General features: G+C 49.8%; 12 protein-coding genes, 1 pseudogene and 1 riboswitch. Of the genes and pseudogenes, 6 read left to right on the forward strand and 7 right to left on the reverse strand.

What is annotated here, in order from left to right; genetic code table 11:
• From BZJ17_RS17210 to BZJ17_RS10130, 4 genes and pseudogenes are all read left to right on the forward strand, one after another.
• The coding region (locus tag BZJ17_RS17210; protein ID WP_077640622.1) for a hypothetical protein at positions 1-891 on the forward strand (891 nt) is incomplete at its 5' end.
• Between the two features lie 158 nt (positions 892-1049).
• Positions 1050-1214 (forward strand): annotated as a pseudogene (locus BZJ17_RS10120) (recombinase family protein); the annotation flags it as partial.
• Positions 1215-1486: 272 nt separating this feature from the next.
• Complete coding sequence (locus tag BZJ17_RS10125; RefSeq protein WP_157893180.1) at positions 1487-1876, forward strand: Mor transcription activator family protein; 390 nt, start codon at positions 1487-1489, stop codon at positions 1874-1876.
• 95 nt (positions 1877-1971) lie between these two features.
• Positions 1972-2259, forward strand: a complete 288-nt coding sequence (locus BZJ17_RS10130; RefSeq protein ID WP_077640624.1) for a hypothetical protein — start codon at positions 1972-1974, stop codon at positions 2257-2259.
• A 307-nt stretch (positions 2260-2566) separates the two neighbouring features.
• On the opposite strand, the gene BZJ17_RS10135 is transcribed toward BZJ17_RS10130, so the two are convergent.
• Positions 2567-3466, reverse strand: a complete 900-nt coding sequence (locus BZJ17_RS10135) for a homocysteine S-methyltransferase family protein (protein ID WP_077640625.1) — start codon at positions 3464-3466, stop codon at positions 2567-2569.
• Between the two features lie 81 nt (positions 3467-3547).
• Positions 3548-4648 carry a methyl-accepting chemotaxis protein gene (locus tag BZJ17_RS17610; protein WP_077640626.1) on the reverse strand — a complete coding sequence of 367 codons (1101 nt, stop codon included), beginning with the start codon at positions 4646-4648 and terminating at the stop codon, positions 3548-3550.
• A gap of 167 nt (positions 4649-4815) precedes the next feature.
• On the opposite strand from BZJ17_RS17610, the gene BZJ17_RS10145 reads away from it, so the two are divergent.
• Positions 4816-5841, forward strand: coding sequence for a potassium channel family protein (locus BZJ17_RS10145; protein ID WP_077640627.1), 1026 nt, complete (start codon positions 4816-4818; stop codon positions 5839-5841).
• 131 nt (positions 5842-5972) lie between these two features.
• On the opposite strand, the gene thiD is transcribed toward BZJ17_RS10145, so the two are convergent.
• Positions 5973-6830 carry a bifunctional hydroxymethylpyrimidine kinase/phosphomethylpyrimidine kinase gene (thiD, locus tag BZJ17_RS10150; protein ID WP_077640628.1) on the reverse strand — a complete coding sequence of 286 codons (858 nt, stop codon included), beginning with the start codon at positions 6828-6830 and terminating at the stop codon, positions 5973-5975.
• Between the two features lie 61 nt (positions 6831-6891).
• Positions 6892-6992, reverse strand: a riboswitch (TPP riboswitch).
• 8 nt (positions 6993-7000) lie between these two features.
• Here thiD and BZJ17_RS10155 point away from each other — a divergent pair.
• On the forward strand, positions 7001-7231 hold the full coding sequence (locus BZJ17_RS10155; protein ID WP_077640629.1) for a hypothetical protein: 231 nt from the start codon (positions 7001-7003) through the stop codon (positions 7229-7231).
• Between the two features lie 35 nt (positions 7232-7266).
• Here the strand turns inward: BZJ17_RS10155 and BZJ17_RS10160 are convergent, their stop codons facing one another.
• The 4 genes from BZJ17_RS10160 to BZJ17_RS10175 form a co-directional block, all read right to left on the reverse strand.
• Entirely contained in the window at positions 7267-9027 is a 1761-nt protein-coding gene (locus BZJ17_RS10160) for an EAL domain-containing protein (RefSeq protein ID WP_077640630.1), read from the reverse strand.
• Positions 9024-10919, reverse strand: a complete 1896-nt coding sequence (locus BZJ17_RS10165) for an ATP-binding protein (protein ID WP_077640631.1) — start codon at positions 10917-10919, stop codon at positions 9024-9026. The genes BZJ17_RS10160 and BZJ17_RS10165 overlap by 4 nt, the downstream gene beginning before the upstream one ends.
• Before the next feature lie 62 nt (positions 10920-10981).
• A complete protein-coding gene (locus BZJ17_RS10170) occupies positions 10982-11248 on the reverse strand; it encodes a DUF3081 domain-containing protein (RefSeq protein WP_069586758.1) in 267 nt (88 codons plus the stop codon).
• Between the two features lie 17 nt (positions 11249-11265).
• On the reverse strand, positions 11266-12054 hold the full coding sequence (locus BZJ17_RS10175) for an HAD hydrolase-like protein (RefSeq protein WP_077640632.1): 789 nt from the start codon (positions 12052-12054) through the stop codon (positions 11266-11268).
• Between the last annotated feature and the right edge of the window lie 108 nt (positions 12055-12162).

A 12162-nucleotide genomic window follows, 5' to 3' on the forward strand; every position in this document is an offset into this window, starting at 1 on the left:
CTCGTTAGTATTGATAAGATATTTGCTCTTTTTGATTATCTTGAGAGCCTATCTCCGAATGAAGAAGTTGAGTTGGTCATAGGTGGTCATAGTCGAGGTGCAGCAATAGGTCTAGTTAGTTTTCTTGCTTCACTATGCCAAGCATCAAAAACTGAAATTAATGACAAAGTCAATATATATTGGGAAAAAATCAATAAAATACGTTTATTACCGGCAGATCCCGTTGCTGGAAAGGCACTAAACTATGAATGGCTCAATGAAAAAATAAAAGAATTTTTCACTAACTTCCTCGGATTAAAAAATGATAACTTTGGGGTTGAAACAATGGATAGTGATGAACCCATAACAAGCCTAATCCTAGAAATTGAAAAAAATCTTTTCAAAGGTAGAAAGGTTTTCGAAATATTTATATTTTCTGCTAGGTTTGACGCTAGGGATCAATTTCCTGCAGATGAAAATTGGAAAAGATTCATCGACAAAATCATATCAAATGATGGACCATTGGCAGATCGAACATTAATGATTTCAGCGGGATTCAGGCATTCATCAATGATAAATAAAAATGATGAAATTTCATATTTATATGAAAACTCCGGGGTTTCTCCAATAAGCCTTCTCATGGGAATTGTAAACTTAAAGTGTAATGAATGGATTACAGAAAAATCCGCTATAATTAGGGATGTAGAGTTAGAGTGGATGAAAAGGTTAAAGGAAGGTGATCCCCGTACATTAGTTTTAAAGGAGAAAACTTGCTTCAACTCTTATGGTATTGAATCAACCATTATGTCTGGAGATAGCCTATACGATATTTTGTCCAAGATGGAAAACAGTAGATTTCAAGATCCACCATTTTTAGCTATAGAAAAAAATGGGCGATACATGTTCCGATAAAAGTAGATATACAGTACTGATACTAACGAGGCTTTTCATTAAAGTATACCCAAACGCGACTCCCTCGGGAGTCGCCCATTCTTGCTATGTGACCACTTAAATGCGACACTCCTTTGTGCGACCATCTAAATGAGACGTTTCACGCACAAGGGGCTTTTATGTTTATCCGCGCTTATCTACGCGCCTCCACCGACGAGCAAAATGCCGCGCGCGCCAAAGACAGCCTGACCCAATTTGCCAACGACCATGGCCAACGCATCGCCGCCTTTTATACCGAAAACATCAGCGGTACCCAGCTGGAACGTCCCGAGCTCAACCGACTACAGTCTATCGCAAATGTGTCGAATTCTGGCTAAAAATAGCAAAGACTAAAAGCGCCATTGCTACCACTCAATTCGGGAAATCTCCTCCGCCTTCAGCGCTGAACGTATTACCTTCCTAAAAATGAAAAACCTTCCATAAGCAACACATCCCAAATTCTAATCATGTTCTGTTACCTCAAGTGCGTTCACTCCACAGAGCAAAAGTTCTCTATGCCGTTTTTATGGTTATCTAAGTAACCTCAATGCATGCTTTACTTGACAGGGAAATAAGTATGCAGTATGTCTCAAAAACGACTATAAATCATAACAGTATCAATATATCTCTTCTATCAGAGAAAACACGAGAGCTGATCGATATGATCGGCTTTTCAGACACCTATTTACTGGTTTCTAAATTGGGTGGGCAGGACGTTTACATTCCCAAATTTCCTGACCGCAGCAAACTGATAGAAATACTTCCCCGCGAGAGCGTAGAAGTTTTAAGCCAGATGTATGGCGGTACTTATCTCGCGCTGCCGACTTCACGCCAAATCGATATCCAAGAACGTAACAAGGAAATTGTGAAAGCACTTTTAAACGGCGACTCTCGCGCTAAAGTTGCACGCCGTTTTGGATTGAGTGTTCGTCAAGTGGCTAATGTCAGGAAAGAGTTTCCCTGTTAATGCGGCACAAGCATTCAGAGATGATAGCTATGGCCATCACCCAAAACATTGATAATGGAATGGCCTTTATAACACTGTCATGAAAGGAGAATACTATGACGATGACATACGCAACTCAAAAGTTGAAAGAGGCTTGTGAAGCTGACATCAACATATTAAATAAATTGACCGAAGTTAAAGACCGGGCTCCGAATTATGGTACTCCTGGCCCTCGAAACTTAGATCAACATGCCAAACATGCTCACATTACCAATAACACTGGTATTGCTTGGGTTTATACTAATGACGGTAACGACCAACATATCCTCGCGTTAGGAAGAAAAAGCGATGGTGCCGGGAGCGGTAATAGTGGCTATATTTGGGATAAAAATGGCAATCCCTAATACTTAACCTAGATATTTCAAACAGGTTTTATTCACTATTGACTCTTTTACGCGAAAAATGAATTTAGACGCTGTATAAGTATTACAGATCATCCTAAAATCGTTTATTTGCAGAACATAAATGCGACTCCTGAGGGAGTCGCATTTATGTCGCTGGCTACTTATTGTCTTACTTTTTCTACCAATGCAGATATCCCCAACCTATCGCATAAGACGTTATCTCAGAGATTTGGCATTACCGTCACCTATGGTTCCAGCACCGTATGCACTCCCACGCTTCCGCGTGGGAACGAGTTAAACTGTCCCCCTAACCCAGCTGCGAGAACTTGATGATCGCGTGAGATTGTTCAAGGGTTTGCGCGAGGTGTTGGATATGGACGGGGGTGATTTCGCAGCAGCCGCCAACTACAAGGGCACCGTCGGCGATCCATTGTTGTACGCGTTCGGTGTGCACTAGCGGTGAAAGATCTTCACGGGCTTCTAGCGCATCGGCTTTGCTGCCTTTGGCCATATCATCCACAGATTTAAAGGCATTCGCATAGCCACCCACGGTGTGATAGTTCCGTGCCATGTGTGGCATTGCAGTGGTCAATACGGCTGGATCACAGCAATTGAGCATCACCGCTGTGGGGGCGTAGTCAGCCACGGCACGCATTGCCTCGTTAAGCGACTCGCCAGAGCGTAAGTTGCCATCAGCCTCGAGACGAAATGCAACCCCATAAGGCTTACCTTGCTCGCGAGCGGCGGCACAGGCTGCGCGTGCTTCGAGTGTGTTGCTCATGGTTTCGATAAGAAAGACATCCACGTCTGGCTGCAGGCGCGCAATATGGGCAAACTCCGCTTTCATGTCTTCAAAGCTACGCTGGGGCTGACCGAGATAGCTGCCGACTAGAGGGGGTAAGCAACCGGCAATATCAACGTCCTCGCCGGTTTCGTCGATGGCTTGTTGCAATGCAAAAAAGGCCTGCCGATAGATGGTGTCAATGCTATCGAGCAACCCCGCCTTCGCCAAGCGTGTCGGGGTGGCCGGATAGGTATTGAGAGTATGCGTTTTGGCGCCTGCCCGGATAAAGTCTTTGTGTACGCCTTTAACAATATCCGGATGCTCTAACATTACCGCCACCGACCAAAGCCGTGAGCTCACTTGTGGCGCTCGCTGATAAATTTCTTGCCCTAGGCCACCATCGAGTAATGCAATCGACGTCATGGTAACTTCAGCCTCCTTCGGCTTTTTATCCTTGATTTAGGATGAGATTACCATCGGTGTCGCTATTTCACACCCATCGCGTTACGCAACTTCTTCGCTGCCTTCAATCGCCAGATGTTCAAGCTTATCAATCACCGTCATACTGGCATTTTCCATCCCTGTTAGCGCCGCGACCATCTGCTCGGGTTGCTGTGCATGAAACGCGGCCACCGCCGCTTTCGCGTGGGTGTGTACTTGCTCATGAGGGGCGGCGATGGCTTTGAAGTTTTGTAACTGGGCGAAGTACTGTCGTCCCTCGCCGCGGTCATACCACTGCCCTAAACGGCACTGGGTATGATCAGTCACGTCGTTGGCACTCATGCTATCTTCACCGAGCACCACACGATAAATCGCAAACTTAAAACTGATATGGTCGAGTTTCGCCAGTTCACAAAAAGCACGCAATGCCGATGCTTTAATGGTGGTTCGGCTGTGCTGCGCTTGCTCACTTTGCGTCGCCATCGCATCTGCCACCTGTTGGCCTTGCTCGCTATATTTGATCGCTTCACTGGCAAGCTGATCGGTTAGCGTACACGCATGTCCACTCCCGGCGCGAATCTTCTCCACCAGCTGAGTGATATCTTGCGTGGCGGTGGAAGTGCGTTCGGCGAGGTTGCGGACTTCATCAGCCACCACGGCGAAGCCCCGCCCTTGCTCGCCAGCTCGGGCTGCTTCAATCGCCGCATTCAGGGCCAACAGATTGGTTTGGTCAGCCACATCGCGAATCAAATTCACAATGCCACTCACTTCCTGTGCGTGCTGATCGAGAGCACGAATTGCTTCCGACGATTGCTGACATTGCGCGGATAATGACTGCACATGGCGAGCGAGATCATTGACTTGTTCGGCACATGACGCCGCCTGATGGCTCACCTCCGTCACACGCTCTTTTTCACCATTAATGGTTTCTGCTAGGGTCGCCAGCGAAGATTGGGTCGCGGTAATTGAATCACCAAAATGGCACAGGTTAGCGTCGATCGCTTTACCGGTTTGCCGTTTTCTCTGTACCACGGCCAGCTCCGATTCTAACGCCGCTTTTTCGCTGTGTAGCGCGTCTATCTGGGCATTGACTTGCTCCAGTTTTAGTTGTAATTCAGTACGTTTTTGTTGCTCTTGTTCGAGTTGACGACGAGATGTAAACACGCGAAGTCCTCCTAGTCGGTAATACCTGCATTGTACGCTTTATGCATATGTATGCGCTTGTAATCGATTAAACTGTGATCCTCTCAACGCCAATGAATTGATTTACACTGTAAACCCATAAAAAATCCCTTCATACTGGCGCTTCTATAGCGAATGAGCGAGACACTATGACCTTTTGGTTGCTTTTTAAACGTTGGATTATCAGCCACTTCGCCCATTTAAACGGGCGTATTCTCGGATTGGTCGTACTCGCCTACGGCGTTATTGGCTGGCTGCTTTTACAATCGGCGGGTGAAACTGAGATGACTCAGTCACTCAGTCGCTACATCTATTATTTAGTGGTCACCGCCTCTACCGTGGGCTATGGCGATTACTCGCCCGCGACCGAGGCAGGACAGTGGATTACCGCCTTTTGGATCATTCCCGGTGGGCTCGGTCTGTTTGCGGTGGTGATTGGGCATGTGACCAGTGCCTTAGTGGATTATTGGCGACGTGGATTACAAGGAAAACGGAGTCTTACTGTGAAAAATCATATTTTAGTTTTGGGGTGGAACGGCCAGCGTACCATTCAGTTAATCCGTTTGTTGCAAAGCGGTATTCATGGCGAGCGCCCGATCGTGCTTTGTGTGCGTCCTGAAATGGAAAATCCGCTGCCTGGCGAGGTAGAGTTTGTGCGCGTGACCAGCTTTACCGATGCAGAGGGCATAGCGCGCGCCGGCATCGACAGCGCCTCTAGCATTATTATCGATAACCCAGAAGACGATATTACGCTTTCTGCGGCTCTGTTCTGCGCCCACAAAAACCCTTCCGCTCATTTACTCGCGTATTTTCAAGATGATGCACTCAGCCAAATATTGAAGCAGCACTATCCGCACGCTGAATGTGTGCCGTCTGTGTCGGTGGAAATGCTGGCAAAAGCAGCCGTTGATCCCGGTTCAAGTCAATTACATCACGAGCTATTGAGCACGGCTCAAGGGATGACCCAATACTGTGCCCGCTACCCCACCGATGCAAGAGCAACGGATGTCGGCACCTTGTTTAATCAATTAAAGCATGAGCACGATGCAACCTTAATTGGTCTCGACAAAGGCGATGGGATCACTCTGAACCCTCGCCTACACACCGAAGTGGCACCGGGCGATCGCGTCTTTTATATCGCCGCCGAGCGTTTACCACATTGGTCTGCCGCCTAACGGGCGCGTCCAACGCATCTTTGTGTTTTCTTTTCGATACCGCTGCCCCACTTAGGTTGCAGCGGATCGTTTCCCTCTTATCCTTCAGTCATGGTGCTTTCTGATCTCATCCCTCACAGCGCGAGCTCGTCTCAGGGCAACTCCGCGACAGCATGCTCTGCTGGCGACAGACACAAATTATCAGGGTAAGCGTAAAAATGATGCACCGGCCCAGCCCCTCTTCCGACCGTTAGCTGCTGACTATGCGCTAAGGCCTCCGTCAAATACTGCTTAGCCGCTCGCCCGGCCTCGATAGGCGTCATCCCTTGAGCATAAAACGAGGCGATCGCAGCAGACAGTGAACAACCGGTGCCATGAGTGTTGGTGGTTTCAACGCGGCGTGCGCGCAAAGTTTGACAGGTGTCTCGGCTAATCCACATATCGACACTCTCGGGCGTCTGGTATAGATGGCCCCCTTTGAGCATCACGTAAGGACAGCCTAGATGGCGAAGTGCCGGCACCAGCTCATGCATTTGCTCGACAGAGGTAGGAACAGGCTGGCCAGTTAAACGGGCGGCCTCCGGCAAGTTGGGAGTGAGCACGGTTGCGCGTGGGATAAGATCGTCAATCAACGCCGTCATGGCCTGCTCGTCGAGCAAAGGATCGCCGCTGGTCGCGACCATTACGGGATCTAAAATCACCGGCAAGTGTGGCGACCGTGCCAGCACAGCAGCGACTTCACGAATAATCGCTTGATTGGCCAGCATGCCGATTTTCACCGCACGCACCGGCATGTCGTATAACACCGCATCTAATTGGGCGCGCACAAAATCAGGTTCAACCGCCGAGACGGCCTCGACACCGCAAGTATTTTGCGCGGTTAACGCGGTGATCACCGAGCAAGCATAGCCGCCGGTCGCTGAAATCGCTTTAATGTCGGCTTGAATGCCCGCACCACCACCGCTGTCTGAGCCGGCAATGGTAAGAATAACAGGTGGAGATAGGTTCATATTGGCCCCTTAATCATCAGGGGCGGAAGGAGACAAAATGAGGCAGTATGCGTCACTTTGTGCGCTGATCGTGTCAGTTCCCTCCGCCAGTGCTAACTGGATCAGGTTCTACGGGTCCTGCTTTCGCAGTCTCAGCAATTACTTGCTCCCCGACTAACTGTGTTCAGGATATGCATCCTACGGATAAAGCGCAAGCCTTACGCATACCGTGCCGTCACGCATTTCTCGTTGATTTTCACCCAGTATTGACCTCAACCCAGCACTCTGCTCCCTATTTTGCTGCTGAGGTTAAAGGAACCTTATCGCTACCGAGTTTTCACCAGCATTTTGGTCCCACGTCAGGCTTGGTGACCAACACCGAGTTTAATCAGCGCCTCGATACCATTATCAGCCATCTCTAACGCATGACTCATCTCTAATCCGATGATGACCACGGCTATCCAGACACGGGCGCACTGATAGCCGTCGCTGGGCACTCACATCCGGTTTGCAGAAGCTGTTCAAACTGTTCTGTTCCCAGCGGTTTGGCATATAAGAAGCCTTGCGCTTGATCGCAGCCAATACGCTGCAAAATCTGTTGCTGGCCAACTTCTTCCACGCCTTCGGCCACCACACCGTGGCCAAACCCATGCGCTAGGTCGATCACGCTACCAACAAGATGTTTGTCACCGGCGTTGGATGCAAGATCTTGAATAAAGCTACGATCAAGCTTCACCCAATCCACAGGAAGCTGTTTCAAATAGCTCAATGAACTGTAGCCTGTGCCAAAATCATCAAGCGCAATGTGCATCCCCGCATCACGGAGCTGTTGTAACTCTTTAAGCGCCACCGACATATGTCGAATTAACGCCGATTCAGTAACCTCAAGCTGAATGATTTGGGTGGGTATTTCCAGCGCTTGGCAGCGGGCAAGAATGCTGTCGGCAAAACCGTGGCGAAGTTGCTGGGAAGAGACATTGATGGCTAAGTGAAACGCCTCAGGCAAGGTGTATTGCTCTCGCCAACGGACCAGCGCGCGCAACGCCATAGAAAAAACGGCATCGCCGAGTTGGATCATATCAGCACTTCGCTCGGCAATGGGAATAAACTCGGCCGGGCTGATCGCTCCCAGTTGCGGATGATGCCAACGCAATAACGCCTCAGCGCCTACCATGGTACCGGTATTGAGATCCCATTTGGGCTGAAAGACCAAAGACAACCCTCCTTGTTCAAGGGCCGGGCTAAGTCCATTGCGGATCATATGCTCACGTTGCGATTGCGCATCCAACTCTTGGCGATAATGACCCACTTCAGTGTCATCGGTCGGGATAGCTAGAATCGCTTGGCGAAAGAGTTGCTCCACATCATGATGCTCACCTTCCGCTTGGGCTATTCCCACATGGCAGTGCATCGACATCAAACGGCCATCAAGGGTGTGATGACCACTCAATAATCGACAAATCCGCTTAGCAAGTGCGTCAATGGCGGTGATATCTCCTTCCACTAACATCACCAAACGTGTGTTGTCCCACACACCAATACGCTGCCCTCTTGCGACCGAGCTACTGGCTAAGAGCCCCGCTAGGTGCTTATACAGCGCTTCTGTCATTAAGTGGCCTTGATGCTGTGTGACCGCCTCCATCCCATCCAACGCGATCATAAACACGGTCACCATCCCCTTTGCGAGTTGACGTTCAGCCGCATCCACCAGCGCACGTCGATTGGGTAGATTGGTTAGGGGATCGGTTAAAGACAGGGTACGTAATGCCGCGGTTTGCTTATTCACTAACATCTGCAAACGCGCCGCTTGATCTCGCTCTTTCAGGGTTTTGAATTGAAAATGGAGAATATTATGGATGCGCTGGAGCACTTCATGATGATCAAACGGCTTGGTGAGATAATCAATGGCCCCACGGCATAAGGCTTGATTGCGCAGATTGTTGTCACTATCGGCAGTAAGCACCATCACGGGGGGACAGTGCTCGCCGAGCGTATTGTTCAGCAAATCGAGAACATCTAGCCCCGAGCGTTGTGGCATCCGCATATCAAGCAACACTAAATCGGGGATCGGTGAGAGGTAATCGGCCACAAGGCGTGGATCGTTAAGGCCTGTGATGTGTTGATAGCCAGATTGCAGCAACATGGCAGTCAACAAGTCGACATTTTCCGGTCGATCATCAATGATCAGGATCTGCGCTTGGGATTTTTCTCGTGTCATGCCCTGTCCTCCAAAAGTGTTTGCATCGCTCGGCCCAACGCCGCACCCGATACCGGTGACGCCAACGTCACAATGCTATCGCTGTGCGATTGCATAGATTCGGTGTCCGGCACGTTAACCACGATCATGGGCCGTTCACCGAGTCGCGACTGAACCTGATCTGCCGTGTCATCAAGCACCGCATGACTGACCATGAATAGCGAGGGCGGTGTGGTATGCGCCATCGCGGCTGCTAACGATAAATCATGGACACAGGTCAAGGTCAGTAACGGCCAATCTTCGAACCAATCGGCCATTAAGCGTTGCTGTGCAACGTCTGGTTCAATAAAAAGCACTCGATGCGGCTGGGTAAGGGTGAATGGTGTGGATGAAGACGCTATCTCGGTCAACGACTGGCCACGATAGGGAAAGGTGACGGCAAAACAACTCCCTTTTCCGACTTCGCTGCTCACGGTGATCTCACCTTGCATTTGCGCGATCAATTGCTGTGTGACCGCAAGCCCCACGCCTGCCCCTTCAATATGGGTTTGCTCGGCCGCTAAGCGATTAAAAGGCTCAAATAACGCGCTCAGCTTATCCTGTTCAATGCCAATGCCTGTGTCCGTCACCGCGATCGTTATCGTTTCGGCTTGCTGACGGGTCGATACCGTGACACGTCCACCCGCATGGTTATATTTAATTGCATTGCTAATGAGGTTGATCAGCACTTGCTTAAAACGGGTCGCATCGACGTAAATATCACCGTTGAGTGTGTCCGGTAGAGTATGGCGCAAACTCACCGTCTGGCGATGGGCAAGAGGCAACAGCGAATCGATAGCCTCGCAAATCATCGGACGCAAAGGTGCCCAGCTCGGGTTGAGGGAAATTTTTCCCGCCTCGATTTTGGCAAGATCCAGCACATCATTAATCAGGGCGAGTAAATGACGGCCACTTTGGTGTATTTGTGCCACGTATTGTTGCTGAGTGGCCTCTAACGCCGGCGAGGTCGCATTCATTAATAATTGTGCATAGCCAAGCACACAGTTAAGCGGTGTGCGTAATTCATGACTCATTGCAGAAAGAAAGTCACTTTTCGCTTGGTTCGCTCGCTCCGCGTCTTTCATGGCATTAAGAAGTGGGGTGGCATCGTACGCGACGGTAACAATGGCATATGGCTCACCTTCGAGGTGATGGATGAGGGTTTTCGCCAGTTTAAAGGTGCGGCCATCGTTCAGAGTGACATCGGTATGCACCGGCTCGCCATTCATGGTCAGTTGATGATCCAGCGCGTTGAGTGTCTCTCGTCCTCCTTTGGGTAATAACTGGGCAAAGGCATCAGCTAACGCCTCCACATTATCGACCCCAACGGCCTGCACACATGCATGATTGGCCATGGTATATCGCCCGCCTAGCTCGCGGACAAACACTGGATTGGCAATCGCATTGATGATGGTTTTTAGCTGGTTGCGCTCGTGTTTTACGCTCGCTTGCGCCTGCGTGAGCGCGCTAAGATCGGACATGATGCCGATAAACTCACGCCGACTGTCTATCTGTACTTCACTGACCGCGAGGTGTACAGGGACGAGGTGCCCATCGACATGACGGGCCTTAACTCGCCGCCCAGTTCCAATCACTTTTGCTTCGCCACCGGTAAGGTATTGCATCAAATAATGCTGATGTTTCCCTTCATGCTCTGGCGGCATCAAGCATTCCACATTGTTGCCCACCAGTTGCCGATGGTCATAGCCCAGCAATGTGTGGGTGTAGGGATTGGCATCGATAATCACACCTGATTCATCAATCACCAAAATGGCAGCGGCTGCACTCGCCACGAGTGCTTGATAGTGGGCATCCGTGCCTGTCACTGCGCACTGTTTGTCGGTACAGCTTTTCTTAATGGTTTGATTATCCATAACAAATCCTGATCATCGGCCAAAAAAAACGCCCCATGACGGGGCGTTTATCGAATGTTTGGTCACGACTGTCGATAGTTTTTCACCAAGGCATCGACCTTATTCAAGAACTGCGTTTTAAGGTTTTCGTGCTCATAATCCAGGTGATATGTATTGTGAAACCCCACCCGTAACTGTACGCCATTTCCGGCTAAATAAATGGTGTAGCCGTCATAATCTGAGAAGGCTTCAATGCCATCTAGGCGATGTCCTTGTTCGGTTTTTTCTCCAAACTGAGTCACTATCTCGTAGGCGCGAAGTAGATATGCAGGATCTAGTTCGTTTTTCACGCTTCCCTCCTGACCGTTTATCGGAATGGCGCATCACCTCCCCGGCGCAAGGTGTGAGACGGCAAAGGCGACGCGATGACCGGATGCGATGGAACAGTGGTTGCTGGTCCCTGTTCGCGTGAATGCATCGGCTTTTCTATGATATTGGGCAGCGTCGCGAGTGTATCAAGGGTCAGATCGGGACGCGCTTTCTCTATCTCTGTTCCGTAATTATAGCCGTAAGTCACGCAAACAACAGGGGATCCGACCGACCGTGCGGCATGAACGTCATTCACTGCATCCCCAACAACCAATAGCTCCGTGGGCGCAACGCGTAAAATCGCCGCGGCTTCATAGATGGCATCGGGGCCAGATTGCAAGGCAGCAATCGCATCAGCGCCTACAATCCGCGTGAAAAAGTGACTCACGCCGAGTGCTTTTAACAAACTATTGGCGTGAACGGTTTGCATGTGCGTGGTACAGATCATGGGCAGCTGTCTGCGTGCCAGTCCTTTCAAGCACTCAAGGACGCCCGGATAGAGTCGTGTTTTTGGCGGTTTTTTGCCTAGATAAGAGGACAGGAAAAGTGTGCGCGCCTGATTCAAGACCGCATCTGACACGCGACCATTGATCTGGCGTGTTAACACCCGGTGGATCAACAAATCTGCGCCATCACCGATCCAGTCTTTGATCGTATTCGGATCTTCAGGTGGTAGATCGAGCCCTTTTAACATGCCCGATATCGCGTCAACAAGGTCGTCAAATGGGTCCGCCAAGGTCCCATCTAGATCGAAACATACCGCAGAGACATTCTCCAACTTTTTCATGGAACTCCCCCACAATCAATGTGTTATTACTCGGCAGGAACAGAGGTGTTGTCGAGAGTGTGTCATCCATCGACTCACTAGAAGTTAGCAGAGAAGGTCGTGATCCCC

It is taken from the genome of Salinivibrio sp. IB574, assembly GCF_001996205.1.
In the GTDB taxonomy this organism is placed as follows: Bacteria; Pseudomonadota; Gammaproteobacteria; order Enterobacterales; family Vibrionaceae; genus Salinivibrio; species Salinivibrio proteolyticus.

What these genes read in the sequence shown, in the direction of transcription:
- BZJ17_RS10125 (WP_157893180.1), top strand. Translation starts at nt 1,487, where the DNA reads ATGCAGTATGTCTCAAAAACGACTATAAATCATAACAGTATCAATATA.
- BZJ17_RS10130 (WP_077640624.1), top strand. Translation starts at nt 1,972, where the DNA reads ATGACGATGACATACGCAACTCAAAAGTTGAAAGAGGCTTGTGAAGCT.
- BZJ17_RS10135 (WP_077640625.1), bottom strand. Translation starts at nt 3,466, where the DNA reads ATGACGTCGATTGCATTACTCGATGGTGGCCTAGGGCAAGAAATTTAT.
- BZJ17_RS10145 (WP_077640627.1), top strand. Translation starts at nt 4,816, where the DNA reads ATGACCTTTTGGTTGCTTTTTAAACGTTGGATTATCAGCCACTTCGCC.
- thiD (WP_077640628.1), bottom strand. Translation starts at nt 6,830, where the DNA reads ATGAACCTATCTCCACCTGTTATTCTTACCATTGCCGGCTCAGACAGC.
- BZJ17_RS10155 (WP_077640629.1), top strand. Translation starts at nt 7,001, where the DNA reads ATGCATCCTACGGATAAAGCGCAAGCCTTACGCATACCGTGCCGTCAC.
- BZJ17_RS10160 (WP_077640630.1), bottom strand. Translation starts at nt 9,027, where the DNA reads ATGACACGAGAAAAATCCCAAGCGCAGATCCTGATCATTGATGATCGA.
- BZJ17_RS10165 (WP_077640631.1), bottom strand. Translation starts at nt 10,919, where the DNA reads ATGGATAATCAAACCATTAAGAAAAGCTGTACCGACAAACAGTGCGCA.
- BZJ17_RS10175 (WP_077640632.1), bottom strand. Translation starts at nt 12,054, where the DNA reads ATGAAAAAGTTGGAGAATGTCTCTGCGGTATGTTTCGATCTAGATGGG.